This is a genomic window from Streptomyces sp. TRD_SC_5 (assembly GCF_056836825.1).
Genome location: NZ_JBWZZS010000001.1, coordinates 1 through 18,232, shown reverse-complemented (window position 1 = coordinate 18,232; position 18,232 = coordinate 1). Strand labels below are relative to the sequence as shown.

Genomic DNA, 18,232 nt, shown 5'->3' with positions numbered 1-18,232 from the left:
GCGGGAACCGGAGCAACCAGCCGGATCCCACTTGGAGAGGTTTCCGTAGTGGCCTAACGGATCCTTGTTTCGGCAAAGAAGGGCTTCGGCCCTCGCAGGTTCGAATCCTGCCCTCTCCGCTCTCCGCCCTGGAGAGGTTTCCGTAGTGGCCTAACGGATCCTTGTTTCGGCAAAGAAGGGCTTCGGCCCTCGCAGGTTCGAATCCTGCCCTCTCCGCAGCCCTGATGGGCCGGCTTGCCGGCCCATCAGTTGCGTTGCGGCCCAAGTAGCTGCCCTCTGAGAAGGAGAAAGCGATGCCGGGAACCGAGTCCCGCAAGATCGACATCACACGGATGTACACCGACGAGGCGGGCGAGTCCCACTTCGCCGACGAGAAGACCGAGGCAGCGGAGCTCAACTTCGCACCGCCGGCTCCCTCGATGTTCGTCTCGACCCCGGTGGAAGCCAAGGCGAGCGTCTACCTGCTTCTCCCCGACGGCTACTTCGGCGACTTCCACCCCGCCCCCCGGCGCCAGGTGATGACGCTGGTCTCGGGCGAGCTCGAGGTGACGGTCAGCGACGGCGAGGCGCGGCGCTTCCTGCCCGGCGGAACCGTCCTCGTCGAGGACATCACGGGCAAGGGCCACTCCACCAGGAGCGTCGGCGGCGAGTCCGTCGTCCTGGTGGCCCAGCTGTGACGCCCGGCCCGTCCCGCTTGTGAACCCGGTTTTGCTGGAGGGTAGATGAAGGTCACTCTGTTCGAGCAGGCGCCGTACCGGCACCTCGCGCCGGACTTCGAAAAGCACCACGACTCCGTCTGTACGACTCCCTACGGTGTGACGACCGACCAGGGCGTGTACACGTCGATGCGCGACTATCTCGACGAACTCATGTTCGGCGCACGGGCGGGGTTCGACGGCCTCGCGCTCACCGAGCACGGGCAGAGCTCGTACGACATGATGCCCAACCCGAACCTCGTCGCCAGCACCCTCGCGTACGCCACCGAGGCCGAGGGCCTCGACGTCGCGATCTTCCCCATGGGACGGTCGCTGGGCAAGTCGCGCGAGCCCGTACGCGTGGCCGAAGAGTACGCAATGGTCGACGTGATCAGCGGCGGCAGGCTCCTCGCCGGCTTCCCCGTGGGCCTGAGCTACGACGCCAGCATCAACAACGGCATCCCCCCGATCGAGGTCCGCGGGCGGTTCAACGAAAACCTCGAGCTGGTCCTGCGCGCCTGGCGCGACCGCGAACCCTTCGCCTTCAACGGCCGGTTCGGCCAGTACCCGCAGGTGAACATCTGGCCCCGGCCGCTCCAGGAGCAGCCCCCCGTCTGGATCACCGGAATCGGGAACCCCCGGACCATGCAGCTCACCCTCGAGCGCGGATTCGGATTCAATTACTTCGGCTTCAACGGCGCCAAACTCACCGGAAAGCGCATCTTCGACCGCTTCTGGGACCTGGCCGACGAACTCGGCCTGGAGCGCAATCCGTATCGCATGGGCTTCCTGCAGACGATCGCAGTCAGCGAAACCGACGCACGCGCGGAACAGGAATACGGTGCGCACGTCGAATACGCCTACCGCAAGGGCCTCGGCGGAATTCCCGCCGAAAAGCTCGCCCTGCCCGGCGGCATCCACATCGAAGGCGTGAAGGCACTCCTGAAGGACTCGGGCGACTTCGGCCTCTTCGACCGGATGCGCACCGCCAGTTTCCGCGAACTCGCCGACGCCGGCGCCGTTATCGCGGGCAGCCCCGCCACCGTCCGCGAGCAGCTCTTCGAATACTGCCGCACCTACGGCATCGGGAATCTGCACGCGATGCTGGGATTCGGGTCCATGCCGAAGGAACTGGTGCACAAGAACATCAACCTGTTCACCACCGAAGTCCTGCCGCACCTGCGCACCCTGTGGAAGGACGACGGATTCAGCCACCACTGGTGGCCCGAGCGGCTGGGCGGCACACCCCTGCCCGCCACCGGCACACCGGCCGCGGCACGGAAGGCGGTTGCCTCATGACCACCACCGATTCCACGCAGGGCACGCTCCGCGAGGAGACCGTCGAGGTCTGGGACGGGCGGCTCAAGCTGCGCTTCAAGGTAGCGGGCCAGGGCGCCCCGCTGCTGTACCTGCACGGCTCGACCGGTCTGGTCTGGGACCCGTTCGTCGCCCGGCTCGCCGAGCAGTACACCGTGTACGCCCCCGAGTTCCCGGGGACGACACCCGGCGACCCCGACGCCGTACACACCATCGACCACCTCTCCGACGTGGTGCTCGCCCTCGAGGAGGCGACCCGGCAACTGGGCCTTCGGAGCCCGGTGGTCGTCGGGCACGACTTCGGCGGCATGCTGGCCGCGGAACTGGCCGCACACTTCCCCGCCCTGCCCGGCAAGCTCGTGCTGATCTCCCCCCTCGGCCTGTGGCGGGACGACGCGCCGGTCGCCGCCCTCGCAGCCGCGGCACCCACCGCGCTGCCCGACCTGCTCTTCCACGACCCGGCGGGCGAAGTGGCCCAGGCGGCCCTGGCGTTCCCCGAGGACCCCGAAGCCGCCCAGGCCGCCGCCGCGGGCATGGTCTGGGCCCTGGGCTGCACCGCCAAGTTCACCTGGCCGATCCCGGACCGGGGCCTGCGGGCACGACTGCACCGGGTCGCGGCCCGGACCCTGGTGGTGTGGGGACGCGAGGACCGGCTCGCCCCCGCCGTCTACGCCGACGAATTCGCCGGCCTCATCAAGGACAGCACCCTCGCGCTCGTCGACGACGGCGGTCACCTGCCGCAGCTCGAGCAGTTCAAGCACACCGTGTCCAAAATCGAGGAGTTCCTTCGATGAGCCAGGGCTCGGCCTCCTCGCTGTTCAGCCTCACAGGCAAATCAGCCCTGGTGACGGGGGCGTCGCGCGGCCTCGGCCGCGCGATCGCCATCGGATACGCCATGGCAGGGGCCGACGTCGCACTGCTCGCCCGCGGAGCCGAAGGGCTCGACGAAGTCGCCGCCGAGGTCGAGAAGCTCGGCCGGCGAGCGGTCAGGCTCACGTGCGACGTGGAGGATCCCGAGCAGATCGACGACAGCGTCCAGCGGGCGGTCAAGGAACTGGGCCCGCTGGACGTCGTGGTGAACAACGCAGGCGGCATCACCTGCGCGGGCCCCTTCACGGACCTGACACAAGACCAATGGCAGCGCGAGATGCGGCTCAACTTCGACTCCGTCCTGCACGTGTGCCGGGCGGCCGGCACCGCCATGGTCGAACGGGGCCAGGGCTCGATCATCAACATCTCCTCGGTCGCCGCCAAAGCCGGCCTGCCGAACTACGCGCCGTACGCGGTGTCCAAGGCGGCGGTCAACGCACTGACCCACTCGCTCGCCGCCGAGTGGGCCCCGGCCGGCGTACGCGTCAACGCCATCTCGGCCGGCTGGATGCACACCGACCTCACCCACGGATTCGTCACGGACACCGACCTGTCCGAGCGGTTCCTGTCGGTCGTCCCGGCCGGCCGGTTCGGCACCCCGCAGGAACTCGTCGGCCTCGCGGTCTACCTGGCAAGCGACGGCTCACGGTTCATGACCGGCTCCGCCGTCGTCATCGACGGAGGCGTCTCCTCCTTCTACGGCGGCTCCGCCCTGCTCCGGCCCACCGGCTGAACCCCGGCGGACACGGGCCGGTGCCTACGGGCACCGGCCCCTACCCGTGCGCCTATGCCTGCGCGCACGTCCCGTCCGGGGCGATCCGGCCAAAGCCGGCGTACGCGGCGAGAGCAGCGGGCAGCAGCACCGAACCGTCGGCCTGCTGGTGCTGCTCCAGCACCGCGGCCAGCGTCCGTCCGATCGGCAGCCCCGAACCGTTGACCGTCGCGGCCGGTACGGGCTTTCCGTTCTCGTCACGCGTACGGATACCCGCGCGACGCCCCTGGAACGTCCCGAAGTCGGACACCGAGGAGATCTCCCGGTAAGTCTCCTGACTGGGCAGCCACACCTCGATGTCGTACGTGAGCCGCGCGGAGAAACCCGTGTCGCCCGCGGCGAGCGTGACGACCCGGTAGGAGAGCTCCAGCTCCCGCAGACACGCTTCCGCATGGCCGACCATTTCCTCCAGCGCGGCCCGCGACCGCTCCGGTGCCACGATCCGGACCAGCTCCACCTTCGAGAACTGGTGCTGGCGGATCAGACCACGCGTGTCACGCCCGTACGAACCCGCCTCCGACCGGAAACAGGGCGTGTGCGCCGTCAGCGCGACCGGCAGCTCGGCGGCCGGGATGATCTCGTCCGCGTACAGATTGGTGAGCGCAACCTCCGCGGTCGGGATCAGGAACAGGTCCCGGTCGCCGACACCCGTGCGAAACAGATCCTCCTCGAACTTAGGCAACTGACCGGTGCCCGTCATCGCCCTGCGGGTGACCAGGAACGGCACCGAGTGCTCGACGTAACCGTGGCGCCCGGTGTGCAGGTCCAAAAGCAGCGTCGCCAGCGCCCGCTCCACAACCGCCCCGGCACCCCGCAGCACACTGAACCGGCTCCCCGACAGCTTGGCCGCCCGGCCGAAGTCCAGGATGCCCATGGCCTCACCGAGGTCGACATGATCCGCCGGCCGGAAGGAGAACACGGGCGGCACCCCGACCCGGCGCTGCTCGACCGCGAACTTCTCCGAATCCCCGTCCGGCGCCTCGTCCGACGGCAGGTTCGGGATGCTCAGCAGCAGCTCGGTCAGCTCCTGCCCAAGCCGCTCCTGCTCGGCCTCCACGGCCCGGACCTGCTCCTTGACGGTACGCGCGGTGTCCTTGAGCTCCGCGATGTCCGCACCGCGCCTCGCGGCCTGCTGGACTTCCCGGGCGACACGCTTGGCCCGGGACCGCAGCTCGTCACCGGCCCGGACGCTCTTGTTGCGACGCGACTGGAGATCCTCGAGAGCGGCGAGGTCCAGGGTGTAGCCGCGACGGGCGAGGCGGCGGACCGCTTCGTCTCCCATGTCGATCAGAACGCGGGCATTATGCATGGAGGTTCTGCTCCTCGGACGAGAGGGCCAGTGCAGCGACGCCGGCAACCGCGGGCCCGTCATCGGCCCCGCCTTCAGCGCGACGCTAGCGATCCCGGCTCGAAGCGCAGTTGACCGGCCCACCATCCCCCCACGCAACGATGCCCCCATGGATACCTCACGCCCCAGCCCCGTCCACGAGCAGACAGTTGACGGCTTCGGAACCGTCAGCCTCCACCCAGTGGACCCCTCCCGGGACATCGACCTCATCTACGACTGGGTCACCCAGCCCCGGGCCCACTTCTGGGGCATGCGCGACCTGAGCCGCGCCCAAATCCACCGCATCTACACGCACCTGGACGCCCACCCCACACACCAGGCCCACCTGGTCAGCCGGAACGCCACCCCCGTCGCGCTGTTCCACACCTACGATCCGGCCGACGACCGCATAGGCCGCTGCTACCCAGTCCGGGCCGGCGACACCGGGATCCACCTGCTCATCGGCCCCACCCCCACGGCCACCGAACCGGGCTTCACCGGCTCCGTGTTCCCCGTACTCCTGACCTACGCCCTCTCAACCCCCCACCGCCACCGCATCGTCGGCGAACCCGACGCCCGCAATGACAAGGTCCTCACCCGCTTGAGCCGCACGGGCTTCACTCTCGGCCCCGAGATCCACCTCCCCGAGACCACCGACCCCGACTTCCCCCAACCCCGCAAGACAGCCCGCCTGGTCTTCTACCCCTGACGCCCGGCGCCCAGGTCTCGCGCTGAACCCTTCCGGGTTCGGCACAGACCTCACAAGTTGGCTGTGACCTGGGCTCTCGTTGGTTGTCAGCCAGTGGCCGGCTTCGTATCCGGCGGGTGCTGACTCTCACTCCGCGCTGATGGATGCACCCCGGCTGCGCAGAGCCAAAAGTGGTTGTCCTCGGCGATCAATGGGGAGGAGGAAGTACGTCCTTGCGTGAGCCAGAGTCAGGCGGCGCGCAACCAGTGAGCGGCAGGCCGCATCACTCCGCTGATGCCGGACCGAGCCCTCGACGGACACGACAACAAGCAAGGAATCACCCCCGCTCGCGCGGGGCCGAGGCGAAGTGCGCGCCGCGGTCAAGGCGTTGCCCGAGTCACCCCCGCTGGCGCGGGCGTGAGGGCAACGGTGCCAGGCATCGGCGCGGAATCTTCCCAGCAGCGGGCCGCCTCGCCACTCCCGCTGACGCGGCGCCAATCGGCGTCCAGGGGCCGGTCGCCGTTGTTCGACGACCCCACGGCGCAGCTCACGCACACCGAGCTCGGGACCGTGCCGGTGCTCAGCGCAGCTGGCCTGCCTGGGCTCGAATATGTGCACGAGAGTGCTCCGCTGATCGCCTCGGCTTGCTGCGCTTCCTGACAGTCCAGCGCTCATCGCTGATCAACCAGGCACACTGTCGGGCCGCGCCGCGCAGGCGGGTTGGTTGCATGGACTCCCGCGGCCACATGTGGCAGAGCTTCAGTGCCTCTGTGCGGCGTGCGATGTCCTCAGGACCGCCCATCGGCCGTCGCCCTCCCCGCGTACCCTGCGCACACGTCGATGCTTGGAGCGGTTGCCGTGTCGAGTTGCAACGGCCCTGCTGAGGGTGCGTGTCCATACCCACTGCCGGTAACACGGGAAGCCGTCGTTCAGGGGTCGATGGCAGGTCCGGAAAGCCTGACCGATACGGATGAAAGGCTGACCGTGATCCTCAGCCAGGGCGTGATCCTCACCCTCGCAAGGCCGGCGGTCTACCTCGGCGGCGTGGTCGGCTTCTCCAAGAGCCTGCCGCGTGTGCTGCTCCGCAGTGGGGCATGGCGAGCGGACACTGAGCAGGACCCGGCTGCCGGTGTGCTGACCCTAGCCGTGCTGATTGTGTCGTGGCCGGTGAGCGGCCTGTACCTGGCTTGGCGGGTGGCCGCCCGGCGTGGGCGGGGCCAGGTGCACTGATCGCTCGTCGGGCGTCTCGCGGGCTATTGGGACATGCTCGCCATGGTCGCGGCAGCGGCAGTACGGCGGCCGGGGTGGTCCACCAGTCCTGCGAGTGGGGCATGCGGTGAGCGTGATCAGAGCCGGGTGGTCGGCCAGTCGAGCAACCGGGCACCCATGACGGCGGTTTGCACCGTGTAGCGCTGCAGTGGGTCCGTGAGGTCGGATCCGGTGAGAGTGCGGATGCGCTCCAGGCGGTAGGTCAGTGCTCGTACGCTCAGCGACAATGTCCGGGCCGCTTCGGCGGCCACGCAGCCGGCGTCGAAATATGCGATCAAGGTGTTGATCAGCGGTAGTGGGCCGCCGCGGGCCTGCTCCAGCGGCCCGAGCGTGCTGTGCACCAGGTCCATCAGTGCCTGTCGGTCACGGGCCAGGACGGGGAAGACGAGCAGGTCGGCGGCGTGCAGCAGCGGCTCGTCGAAGCCCGTGCGGCGGGCGACGTCCAGTGCGTTGAGGGCTTCTTCGTAGCTGTGGCCGATGCCGCCCGCCCCCGGCCGTGGCCGGCCGATGGCGACCTGTCCGCCGTCGGTCGCTGCGTGCGCCTGCTTCGCGAAGTAGACGAGGACGTCGTCCTGGTCGGCCGGGGTGATGCACACCATCCGGCCGTCCTTAGCAGTGAACAGGATGCGGCGGCTTTCGAAGCGGGCGAACAGGCTTGCCTCCACCTTTCTGGGCACGGGGTCGGTTTCGTCGTACTTCGCCGGGCCTTCGGCCACCGCGACCGCGTGAGCGCGGGACAGGCGCAGCCCGAACCGCTCGGAGCGGGCAGCGAGACACCCCGCGTCTCCGCGCCCGTGGAGGAGATCGTTGATGAACTCCCGTCGGGCCGCCTCTTCCTGGCGTACGATCAGCCGTTGCGCTTGTTCATAGCCTTCCGCGAAGGCGTCGATGGCCTGTTCCACGGCGCCGAGAACGCTGTCCAAGTCGGTTGTGGAGGGCCAGTCGGCTCGGCTGGCTGCGAGATGCTCGCGGACCAGGGCACGCCATCCGTATCCGGCCTCGGCTGCGTGTGCACCCAGCGCGCGGCGTGACCCCCCAGCTCATCTCGGTTGAGACGGCGGCCGGTCGCGGACGCATCGGCCAGGATCTGGCCATAGCCATCCAGAAATTCCTTGGGTATCTCCTGTGCTACCACGTGCCCCCGATCCTTTGATGGGCTGACAGCCCTTTCTCCGGTGGTCTTGCCAGGTGTCTCCCCTTGAGGCCACGGTCACCGGGCGAGCCGATCGCGACCGTGGCCCGTCCAGGCCCACGTTGCAGATCGGTCACTCACCCAGCGAGACCGTGGACCGCGGCCGGTCGTCACGGGCGGGACATGTTCGCTGCCATGCGCCGCCTCTGCTGCGGCTTGCTCAGCTGTTGGTGTGTGCGGCGTCCATGCGTTCTGCTGCGGGGACGGAGGCCGGTGCCGGGGGTGTGGGTCGGTGGGTGAGGCGGCGGGCGAGGGGTTCGGTCCAGCGGGCGGCGAGCGGGCCGATGATGACGAGGATCAGGACGTAGGCGGTGGCCAGGGGGCCGATGCGGGGCTCGACGCCGACGGCGAGTCCGGCGATGACGATGGAGAATTCGCCGCGGGCCACGAGGGTTCCTCCGGCGCGCCAGCGTCCGGCGGTCTTGATTCCGGCGCGGCGTGCCGCGTACCAGCCGGTGGCGATTTTCGTGAGAGCGGTGACGACGGCGAGGATCAGGGCAGGGACGAGGACGGGCGGAATGTCGGCGGGGTCGGTGCTCAGGCCGAAGAAGACGAAGAAGACGGCGGCGAACAGGTCACGCAGCGGCGTGAGCAGGGTGCTGGCGCCTTCGGCGACCTCTCCGGACAGCGCGATGCCGACGAGGAAGGCGCCGACGGCCGCGGAGACCTGGAGTTCCTGGGCGACGCCCGCAACCAGGAGGGTCAGGCCGAGGACGACGAGGAGGAGCATTTCGGCGTTGTCGGAGGAGACCGCGCGGCTGATCAGGCGGCCGTGGCGCAGGGCGAGGTAGAGGACAGCGCCGACGGTGCCCAGCGAGATCAGCAGGGTGACGGTGCCGCCGGCCAGGCTCACCCCTGCGAGCAGGGCGGTGAGGATGGGCAGGTAGACGGCCATGGCCAGGTCCTCGATGACCAGCACGCCGAGGACGACAGGGGTTTCGCGGTTGCCGAGGCGGCCGAGGTCACCGAGGACCTTGGCGATGACGCCGGAGGAGGAGATCCAGGTGACGCCGGCCAGGGCGACGGCGGCGACCGGCCCCCAGCCCAGGATGAGTGCGGCGGCGGCTCCTGGCGCGGCGTTGAGGGCGAAGTCGACGGCGCCCGAGGGGTATTGCGTCTTGAGGTTGGTGACGAGTTCGGAGGCGCTGTACTCCAGGCCGAGCAGCAACAGAAGGAGGATGACGCCGATTTCGGCGCCGGTGGCGGTGAATTCCTCGCTCGCCTGCAGCGGCAGGATGCCGCCGTGGCCGAAGGCCAGTCCGGCGAGCAGGTAGAGGGGTATGGGGGAGAAGCCCACACGTCCTGCGAGGCGTCCGAGGAGCCCCAGGGCAAGGATGATTGCCCCGAGCTCGATGAGCATGGCAGTGGTGTTGTGCACGGGCCTCTATCCTCCGGTGATGAGTTCGGCGACGGCGTCTACGCCTTCACGGGTGCCGACGACAATCAGGGTGTCGCCGATGGCGAAGCGGAAATCGGGTGTGGGCGACGGGACGGCGGCGGTGCGGCGCAGGACGGCGACGATGGACGCGCCGGTGCGGGTGCGCGCCTGGGTGGCGCCGAGGGTGCGGCCGGCGTACGGCGACCGCTTGGTGACGGTGATGTGCTCGGTGACCAGGTCGATCTCGATGTGCTGGTGCAGGTGGGCGACGGGGTCGGGGGTGAGTAGCTTGGCCAGCGCGGTCGCCTCGTGGGGCGCGAGGGGAGCTGAGTCCTTGCAGTTGTCGTCGTCCTCGGGATCGTGGAAGGCAAGGATGCGCCGCCCGTCTTGGTGCACGACGACCGAGAGATGCTGACCGGCATCGGTCTCGAGGTCGTAGCGGCTGCCGACCCCGGGCAGGGCGGTCTTGCTGACGTGAGCTGTGTGCTCCATGACGTGCTCCAGAAGGAAGCGTTACGGACGTGCGGGTGACAGGTTCGGTGGATCGAGCGGGACTGTAGCCGTGCGCGCATCAGCGCCTGCCCACAGAAATAATTCGGTATCGCTCATCGCGATCGGCCGAGGCCACTGGTCTCCGGCTGGCCCGGGGCACACGGGACGTCAGGAACCGGGTTTTGGAGGCGAAGGCGTCCGGGAGCCCCTACGCGTCAGAGGCGCTGGTGGCCGGAGCCGGTGCTGCTGACATCAGGCACGCTGTCGCGAGCGGCGTTGTCAACGCGCACCGCCCGGGGGGCACGTGATGCGGGACAGCGGAAGGCCGGGTTGGCGATGGGCCAGCCCAGGGCGTGAATACGTCGACCCATGTCATGCCCCCCCCATCTCACCGACACCGATGGCCGCCAGTCGTCAGCCCGCCAAATGAGCACTCACCCGCTCAATGGAGGGTAATGGCTCAGTAAAGGATTCTAGCCCAGGAGGAAAAGTGCAAATGTAACGTAGTGCAGATCGGCACTTAATTCGGCGGGGAAATATCGCACTCTGGCGGTGGCTCCCCGCTGTCGACCAACGCATCCGCTCATGCCGGCAAGTGAGCTGTGCGCCGGTGTCGGCGCCACCTGATCTCCCGCAGCGACACGATGATGACGGCCAGATTCAGCGCAAACGCGACGACGTTGGCCATCTCGGGCACGTCGACGGCCCGTAGGAGACTCGCGCCGCTGGAAACCAGGAACAGAGTCAGCGGAAGGAACCTGCGCCACACTGGAATATCGCGTATTCGGGCGAGAGGTTCTCCATCTGGCGGCCGACTGGAGAGGGCTGGCTGTGTGACGGTCAGCATTCTCCACTGCCCCACCCGGTCGGCCCCGGGACAGCCGGTGTTAGGTGGTGCCGGTCCGGTCGGCCGACTCGATGTCTCCGTGTTCGCCGAGCCAGCGGGCCAGTTTGCCGCGCCTGCCGATCGCACGCAGTCGCCGTTCCGCGGTGTCCCGGGTGTCCGGGGTGGTGATCAGGAGCAGTTCGTCGCCTGCGCGGAGCACGGTGTCGGGATGGGGAACGATGCTGGTGCCATCGCGGATGATCAAGGTGACCACGGTCGGGGGCGGCAGCCGGAGTTCGAAGACGGCCACGCCGATGAGTCGGGAGCCCTGGGGGACGGCGGCGGTGAGCAAGTCGGCGTCCAGGACGTCCAAGGGGGCCGTCTCCACCTGCACATCGCGCAGTGCGCCCGTCCTGGCCAGACCGAGCCATCGGGCGGCAGCGGGCAAGCTCGGGCCCTGGACAAGGGTAAAGATGACGACCAGGACGAAGACGATGTTCAGCAGTTCACGGCTGTCCGGCACGCCTCCGACGATGGGGAAGGTGGCCAGCACGATCGGCACGGCGCCGCGCAGCCCGGCCCAGGAGATGAACGCCTGTTCGCGCCAGGAGGTGCGAAATGGCAGCAGGCAGGCCAGGACGGAGACGGGGCGGGCGATCAATAGGAGGACAAGGCCCACGGCGATTGCCGGGAGGACCGCGGAGGGCAGTTCGCTGGGGTCGACGAGCAGGCCGAGCATGACGAAGAGGCCGATCTGGGCGAGCCAACCGGTGCCTTCGGCGAAGGAGCGGGTGGCGGCGCGGTGCGGCAGCTTCGAGTTTCCGAGGACGAGTCCGGACAGGTAGGCGGCGATGATGCCGCTGGCGTTCGCGGCTCCGCCGGCGGCGAAGGCGATGATGCCGAAGCCCACGGTGGCCAGCGGGTACAGCCCGGTGGCGGGCAGCGCGATGTGCCGCAGCGCGGCGACACCGATGCGCCCGATGAGCAGGCCGAGGGCAGCGCCGACGGCCAGTTGGTAGAGCACGTTGCCCGCGATGTGCGCCGGGTCGGGCAGGTCGGCTGCGGCCGTGGAGAAGACCAGGACCAGGATGATGGTAGGCGCGTCGTTGAAACCCGACTCGGCTTCCAGCAGGCCGGTGACCTTCTGCGGGAGCGGCAGGGCTCGCAGGACGGCGAAGACGGCTGCGGCGTCGGTGGAGGAGACGATCGCTCCGAGCAGTAGCGCCAGGTGCCAGTCCATGCCGAGCAGCAGGTGGGCTCCGGCGGCGGTGACGGCGACCGAGATTGCCACGCCTGCGGTGGCGAGTACCCCGGCGGGCGCCAGCAGGCGCCGTACATCCGCCCACTGGGTGGTCAGCCCACCCTCGACAAGGATGACGGCCAGGCCCGCGGTGCCCAGGGACTGGGCGAGCTGGGCGTCGTCGAACTCCAGGCCGAGCACGTCCTCCCCCACGATGACGCCCACGGCCAGGAACAGCAGCAGGCTGGGCAGGCCGATCCGGTTGGCGGTGCGGGCCGCGGCGATGCTGGCGAGCAGTACCGTGCCGCCGATGAGCAGCGTCAGGTACAGCTCCTGCAAGGTCATCCGGGTGTCTCCGTACTGATTCCGGTGGCCCGGTGGCCGCTGTCATCGTGTGGAGGGAGGACCGTTCCCTCGGGGCCGTGCGCGCTGAGGGGCGAACAGGTGTCCTGCGGCCCCGGCCAGGACCAGGCCCACTGCGATGAGTATTCCCTGGGGAAGGGCCATACCGACGCCCAGGCATGCCAGGGCGATGGCCAGGACCGGCCAGGCCCGTCCGTGCCGGTACTCGCGCGGACGGCACGGTCGACCAGATCCCAAAGCCTTGGCGAAGCGCGGGTCGTCACGCTGCATCCGTGCCTCGAGGTCGCGCAGGTGTTCGTCGTAAAAGCGGGCCACGGCCCCTCCTTCCCAGGACCGGCGCCGGGGTGTGGCGGGGGCAGGCGGGTGGGGCGACGGGTTCGGGGTGGCATCGGCGCCTCCTTCTTTGTCGGGCCATCACGATTAGGCCAGGGCGAAGTAGCGCAGCCACACATACAGGGCCGACACGGTGACGGTGACGGCGGTGACGATCAGGCCATAGCGGCTGAACTGCCAGAACGAGATGTGGTGACCGCTGCGCTCGGCGATGCCCACGACGACGACATTCGCCGAGGAGGCGATGATCGTGGCGTTGCCGCCCAGGTCCGCGCCGAGCGCGAAGGACCACCACAGCACTCCGGCCTCTTCCGTCCCGCCTGCCGAGGCGACGATCTCGGAGACGATCGGGCTGACGGATGCCACGAACGGAATGTTGTCGATGACGGCCGAGGGGACGACCGATCCGAAGATCAGGGCCATGGAGGTGCCGAGCAGTTCGCCCTCGGTGGCCTGGGCAGCGACTTGGCCGAGGTCTCCGATCACTCCGGTCTGCACCATCGCGCCGACCATCACGAACAGCCCGGTGAAGAACGCCAGCGTCTGCCATTCCACGTCCTTGACGACGTCGGCGGGGGACAGCCGGGAGACGGCGAGGAGAACCAGTCCGCCGCTGATGGCCACCACGGAGGGCTCCAGATGGAGGGCGGTGTGCAGCACGAAGCCGGCCATCACGATCACGACCACCACACCGCTGACGATGAGCAGCCGGACGTCCTTGATCGCATCCCGTTCCCGCAGTTTCATGACGGCATCGACCCGCTCGGGGTCGTAGCGGAACGCGCTCCGGAACAGCACCCGGCTCATCAGCACGAAGACGATCATCAGTATCACGGCGATCGGCGTCATGTGGATCAAAAAGTCGTTGAAGGAGAGGTCGGCGCGCGAACCGATCATGATGTTGGGTGGATCGCCGATCAGGGTGGCCGCGCCGCCGATGTTGCAAGCCATGACTTCGGCGATGAGGTACGGGACGACGGGCAGCCCGAGCCGGGTGCACATCAGGATCGTCACCGGCGCGATCAGCAGGACGGTGGTGACGTTGTCGAGCCAGGCGGACAGGAACGCGGTCGCCACCGTCAGCAGCACCATCAGCCGGTACGGTCTGCCCCGGGCCCGTTTCGCCGCCCAGATCGCGATGAACTCGAAGATGCCGGTCCGCTTGAGGACGGAGACGATCAGCATCATGCCGAGCAGCAGGAATATGACGTTCCAGTCGATACCGGCCTCGTCGGAGAAGAACGCGTGCTCGGCGTCCGTCGCTCCGATGACCAGCATCACCACCGCGCCGCCGAGAGCCGCCGCGACGCGGTGCACCCACTCCGTCGCGATCAGGATATAGACGGCGGCGAACACCGCCACGGCCAGCCACGCAGTGACATCCACGGGCGCTTCCCCTCTGGGCGGGGCTCATGGCAGCAGCCCGTCCTTCCCCGCCCCGCCTCCTCTCCGCTGCACGCCGTCCCCCCATCAACCGGCGCCGTAGGCGCCAGGAGCAGGGCCTGGCCTCAATCGTCACGCGGCGCGCAGGCCGCCGCCATCCGCACTGACACCCATTTCCAGGGCCGGCGAACATGTAGGCGACACCCCGGGACAGGCACGGGTAACGGGTGTCCGCCCGATGCACGGAGCCCGGCCCACCCCCATGCCGCCTGCCGCCCTGCGGCCAGGTCCGGTCCGGTCCGGTCCGGTCCGGTCCGGTCGCAGAGCCTCGGCTGGAGCGGGCCGGGGATACGCGGCGCTACCGTTCCGCTTCGGCGGCGTCGGCTGGCCGGGCGGAGATGCAGCCGCCCTGACGTCGCCCGGTAGGAGGGGGGACCGCAGAGCCGTCGGCTACTTCTTGCGCCGCATCCGCCGACGGGGCCCGTGCTGCGGCCAGGGCAAGGGCCCGGCGGCTGGGCAGAACGACGCGTACGGTCCGAAGAGCCCGAGCGAGCAGTTGAGAGCGCCCTGCCACGATGGGGCCGAGGACGGCCAGGACGAGAACGTAGCCGGCGATGAACGGGGCGAGACGTCCGTCGAGACCTGCACTGGCGGCCATGGCGCCAAGGATCAGCGCGAACTCACCACGGGCCAGGAGCGTAGTGGCGATGTCCGCGGCAGGCCCAGGGCCGTAGCCGTGCAGGCGCGCGGCAAACAGCCCTGCGGCCACGTTCATGACGATGGTCAGGGCGGCGGCAGCAGCCACGGGCGCGGCGACGGAAGCGATGTCCCCTGGATCGATGGCCAGCCCGAAAGCGAAAAAGAAGATCGCGGCGAAGGCATCCCGCAAAGGATGCACCAGTTCCCGTATCCGCGGCCCGGAGGGGGTACCTGCGAGGATCAGGCCGACCATGAAAGCACCGATGGCGTCGGCGACACCCAGAACCTCGGAGACACCGGCCACCAGGACAGCAGCGCCCAGGAAGCTGATGACCAGCAGCTCGTTGTCGCGTACCGCGATCAGGCGCCCGATCAGCCGGGTGCCGTACCGGGCGGCCGCGGCGAGCACCAGCAGGAAACCGAATGCCTTGGCCGTCTGCAGGACCGTTTCCGCAAGGCCGTGGGCGCCGCTGATGACCGGCTGGAGTGCCGCGAGATACAGGGCGAGAAAGATGTCCTCCACCACGATGACGCCCAGAATCAGGCGCGTCTCCGGCCGGCCCAGGCGGCCCAGGTCGATGAGGATCTTCGTGACGATCGCTGACGAGGAGATACCCACGACCCCCGCCAGAACCAGAGCCTCCCGCGCACCCCACCCCAGGACGATGCCGAACCCGAGACCTGCGCCGACGTTCAGCAGCAGGTATATCCCCCCTGCGGCCAACAGGCGCCTGCCGCCGCGTTTGAGGTCGTCCAGGTGGAATTCCAGGCCCAGATAGAACAGCAGCAGCACCAACCCGAGCGCCGACAGCATCTCGAAGTCGTGCGCGTCCTCGACCAGGACCAGGCCGGGGGTGTGCGGGCCGAGCAGAATGCCCGCGAGCATGAACAGCGGGATGGTCGGCAGCCCGATGCGGCGGCCGAGACGGGCCAGGAAGGCCGCGGCCAAAAAGGCGCCGCCCATGGCGAGCAGGGTGTCAGCGTGTCCCACAGGTCACCACCTTCGCAAACGGGGAGGCCGATCGTTCAGGCATGTGCGGATGGATACGTTCTCCCTGGGTATGTCCGGACGTTTGCAAGCAATGTGATGCACCTACGACCCCTGCGACGAGTGCGGTCCCGCGCCAGCAGCGACACACACACGGCTCTGGCGTCGCCCGGTGCGGTGTTCACCGGGGCGGGACAGCGGGCCTCATAGTGGGTGCGGACGGTGACGCCGGATGTGGTCCCGCGGCGGGTCGAACATGCTTCCCGCGATCCCCGCCAGGACCAGGCCCGCCGCGATGAGCAGACCATGTGGCAGCACCATGCCGGTGACCAACATCGCGAGCGAGACGGCCAGCGTCAGCCAGGCCCGTCCGCGACGGTACTCCCGAGGGCGGCACGGGCGCCCGGCGTCCAGAGCATGGGCGAACCGCGGATCACTGCGCTCCATCTGCTTCCCGAGTCCCGCCAGCGGCCCGTCGTCGTCGGAGTGTGCCATGGCCCCTCCTCGCCGGATCCGGTTCACTGCCCATTCCACGATCACCTCCACACGGCCGAGGGCACCATCAGTGCCAGCACCCATTTCGGCGGGTGGCCAACCCCCACAGCCGGCCCGTGCACCGGCGCACATATGGGGGCTGTCACCGATGGACGCCCGCACCCGCGACCGCCAGGCTGTTCCTGACGGCCGTCCAGGCCCTCTGGCGTCACCGGGGGTTGCGCCCGGGCACTCCGGGCGAGGGCGGCCGTGGTGGAGACGAAAGACGACTTCAGCGGAGGCGGTACGCGGTGCCATTGTTCTGGCGGATCTTCCTGCTCAACGCAGCGGTGCTGACCGCAGCGACAGCCCTGCTCCTGCTCGGCCCCGTCACGGTCTCCACCCCGGTACTGCTGACCGAAGCACTGATCCTGACCGCCGGGCTTGCCGTGATGCTGATCGCCAACGCCGTTCTGCTCCGACTCGGCCTTTCCCCCCTGCAACGCCTCACCCGCGCCATGGCCACCATCGACCTGCTGCGCCCCGGCCCCCGCCCGGTACCTGCCGGGCACGGCGAGATCGCCGAGATGATCAAGACGTTCAACAGCATGCTCGGCCGCCTGGAGGCCGAACGGGCCACCAGCAGTGCCCGCGCCCTGTCCGCACAGGAAGCCGAACGACGCCGCATCGCACAAGAACTCCACGACGAGATCGGACAGACCCTCACCGCAGTCCTGCTCGAACTCAAACGCGTAGCCGACCAAGCCCCCGCGTCCCTGCAGACCGAACTGCACCAAGTGCAGGAGACCACCCGCGACAGCCTGAACGAGATCCGCCGCATCGCCCGCAGACTCCGCCCCGGCGTCCTGGAAGAACTCGGTCTGGTCAGCGCCCTCAAATCCTTGACCACTGAAATCCCCTCCCACTCAGGACTCACCGCCCGGCGACAGCTGGAGACCCCCCTGCCCACCCTCGGAGCAGAAGTCGAACTGGTCCTCTACCGCGTCGCCCAGGAAAGCCTCACCAACACCGTCCGCCACGCACGCGCGACACACCTGGACCTCACACTCCGCCGCACCCCCACCGGGGTCGAACTGCGCATCCGGGACGACGGCCGAGGACTCCAAGGAGCACCCGAAGGCGCCGGCATCCGAGGCATGCGCGAACGCGCCCTGCTCATCGGCGCCGACCTCACCCTCGGCCCCAGCCCCGAGGGAGGCACCGAAGTGCGCCTCACCGTGCCCGTCCCCAACGGGAGCGAGTAACCATGCCCCAGCCGACGAAGACCCGCATCCTGCTCGCCGACGACCACGCCCTGGTCCGCCGCGGCGTACGCCTCATCCTCGACAATGAACCCGACCTGACCGTCGTCGCCGAGGCCGGCGACGGAGCCGAAGCCATTGACAAGGCCCGCGCCGAACAGCCCGACCTGGCCATCCTCGACATCGCCATGCCCCGCCTGACCGGCCTGCAGGCAGCCCGCGAACTCTCCCGCATCCAGCCAGACCTGCGCATCCTCATCCTGACCATGTACGACAACGAGCAGTACTTCTTCGAAGCCCTCAAAGCCGGTGCCGCCGGATACGTCCTCAAATCCGTCGCCGACCGCGACCTCGTCGAAGCTTGCCGCGCCACCATGCGCGACGAGCCCTTCATCTACCCCGGAGCAATCAACGCCCTCATCCGCAACTACCTCGACCGTGCCAAGGACGGCGCCAATCTCCCCGCCAAAGCCATCACGGACCGCGAAGAGGAGATCCTCAAACTCGTCGCCGAAGGCCACACCTCGCAGGAGATCGCCGACATCCTCTTCATCAGCGTCAAGACCGTCGAACGCCACCGCGCCAACTTGCTGCAAAAGCTCGGCCTGAAAGACCGCCTGGAACTCACCCGCTACGCCATCCGGGCCGGCCTGATCGAACCGTA

Annotated in this window: 16 protein-coding genes, 2 tRNA genes and 1 pseudogene; 10 read left to right on the top strand and 9 right to left on the bottom strand. The window is 68.8% G+C overall.

The window, feature by feature from the left end; translation table 11 throughout:
• The first annotated feature begins 33 nt into the window (after positions 1-33).
• The 6 genes from AC1P0E_RS00095 (at position 34) to AC1P0E_RS00070 (ending at position 3,615) form a co-directional block, all read left to right on the top strand.
• A tRNA-Arg gene (locus tag AC1P0E_RS00095) sits at positions 34-119 on the top strand.
• A gap of 11 nt (positions 120-130) precedes the next feature.
• Positions 131-216 (top strand) — tRNA-Arg (locus tag AC1P0E_RS00090).
• 77 nt (positions 217-293) lie between these two features.
• The gene (locus AC1P0E_RS00085; protein ID WP_482740074.1) at positions 294-677 is read left to right on the top strand and encodes a cupin domain-containing protein; all 384 of its coding nucleotides are present in this window, start codon (positions 294-296) and stop codon (positions 675-677) included.
• Between the two features lie 45 nt (positions 678-722).
• Positions 723-1,994 (top strand): LLM class flavin-dependent oxidoreductase, encoded by a 1,272-nt coding sequence (locus tag AC1P0E_RS00080; protein WP_482740073.1) that lies wholly within the window; start codon positions 723-725, stop codon positions 1,992-1,994.
• Positions 1,991-2,806, top strand: coding sequence for an alpha/beta fold hydrolase (locus tag AC1P0E_RS00075; protein ID WP_482740072.1), 816 nt, complete (start codon positions 1,991-1,993; stop codon positions 2,804-2,806). The genes AC1P0E_RS00080 and AC1P0E_RS00075 overlap by 4 nt, the downstream gene beginning before the upstream one ends.
• Positions 2,803-3,615, top strand: coding sequence for an SDR family NAD(P)-dependent oxidoreductase (locus AC1P0E_RS00070; protein WP_482740071.1), 813 nt, complete (start codon positions 2,803-2,805; stop codon positions 3,613-3,615). Before AC1P0E_RS00075 ends, AC1P0E_RS00070 begins: the two co-directional genes overlap by 4 nt.
• 52 nt (positions 3,616-3,667) lie before the next feature.
• On the opposite strand, the gene serS is transcribed toward AC1P0E_RS00070, so the two are convergent.
• Entirely contained in the window at positions 3,668-4,963 is a 1,296-nt protein-coding gene (gene serS, locus AC1P0E_RS00065) for a serine--tRNA ligase (protein WP_482740070.1), read from the bottom strand.
• A 148-nt stretch (positions 4,964-5,111) separates the two neighbouring features.
• Between serS and AC1P0E_RS00060 the strand changes: the two genes are divergently transcribed.
• Both AC1P0E_RS00060 and AC1P0E_RS00055 read left to right on the top strand, forming a co-directional pair.
• Positions 5,112-5,690, top strand: coding sequence for a GNAT family N-acetyltransferase (locus AC1P0E_RS00060; protein WP_482740069.1), 579 nt, complete (start codon positions 5,112-5,114; stop codon positions 5,688-5,690).
• A gap of 918 nt (positions 5,691-6,608) precedes the next feature.
• Positions 6,609-6,899 carry a hypothetical protein gene (locus AC1P0E_RS00055; RefSeq protein WP_482740068.1) on the top strand — a complete coding sequence of 97 codons (291 nt, stop codon included), beginning with the start codon at positions 6,609-6,611 and terminating at the stop codon, positions 6,897-6,899.
• A 116-nt stretch (positions 6,900-7,015) separates the two neighbouring features.
• Here the strand turns inward: AC1P0E_RS00055 and AC1P0E_RS00050 are convergent.
• From AC1P0E_RS00050 to AC1P0E_RS00015, 8 genes and pseudogenes are all read right to left on the bottom strand, one after another.
• Positions 7,016-8,073: pseudogene (locus tag AC1P0E_RS00050) on the bottom strand (PucR family transcriptional regulator).
• A gap of 217 nt (positions 8,074-8,290) precedes the next feature.
• Positions 8,291-9,508, bottom strand: coding sequence for a cation:proton antiporter (locus AC1P0E_RS00045; protein ID WP_482740067.1), 1,218 nt, complete (start codon positions 9,506-9,508; stop codon positions 8,291-8,293).
• A gap of 6 nt (positions 9,509-9,514) precedes the next feature.
• The gene (locus AC1P0E_RS00040) at positions 9,515-10,000 is read right to left on the bottom strand and encodes a cation:proton antiporter regulatory subunit (protein ID WP_482740066.1); all 486 of its coding nucleotides are present in this window, start codon (positions 9,998-10,000) and stop codon (positions 9,515-9,517) included.
• 887 nt (positions 10,001-10,887) lie between these two features.
• Complete coding sequence (locus AC1P0E_RS00035) at positions 10,888-12,411, bottom strand: potassium/proton antiporter (RefSeq protein WP_482740065.1); 1,524 nt, start codon at positions 12,409-12,411, stop codon at positions 10,888-10,890.
• Positions 12,412-12,453: 42 nt separating this feature from the next.
• The gene (locus tag AC1P0E_RS00030) at positions 12,454-12,744 is read right to left on the bottom strand and encodes a DUF3040 domain-containing protein (RefSeq protein ID WP_482740064.1); all 291 of its coding nucleotides are present in this window, start codon (positions 12,742-12,744) and stop codon (positions 12,454-12,456) included.
• Between the two features lie 105 nt (positions 12,745-12,849).
• Entirely contained in the window at positions 12,850-14,148 is a 1,299-nt protein-coding gene (locus tag AC1P0E_RS00025; protein WP_482740063.1) for an ArsB/NhaD family transporter, read from the bottom strand.
• A gap of 355 nt (positions 14,149-14,503) precedes the next feature.
• Positions 14,504-15,835, bottom strand: coding sequence for a cation:proton antiporter (locus AC1P0E_RS00020; RefSeq protein ID WP_482740062.1), 1,332 nt, complete (start codon positions 15,833-15,835; stop codon positions 14,504-14,506).
• A gap of 201 nt (positions 15,836-16,036) precedes the next feature.
• Positions 16,037-16,327: a DUF3040 domain-containing protein gene (locus tag AC1P0E_RS00015; protein WP_482740061.1), complete on the bottom strand. Its 291-nt coding sequence runs from the start codon at positions 16,325-16,327 to the stop codon at positions 16,037-16,039.
• Positions 16,328-16,617: 290 nt separating this feature from the next.
• Here AC1P0E_RS00015 and AC1P0E_RS00010 point away from each other — a divergent pair, with 290 nt between their 5' ends.
• Entirely contained in the window at positions 16,618-17,571 is a 954-nt protein-coding gene (locus tag AC1P0E_RS00010; protein WP_482740060.1) for a HAMP domain-containing sensor histidine kinase, read from the top strand.
• A 2-nt stretch (positions 17,572-17,573) separates the two neighbouring features.
• On the top strand, positions 17,574-18,232 hold a 659-nt coding region (locus AC1P0E_RS00005; protein ID WP_482740059.1), incomplete at its 3' end, for a response regulator transcription factor.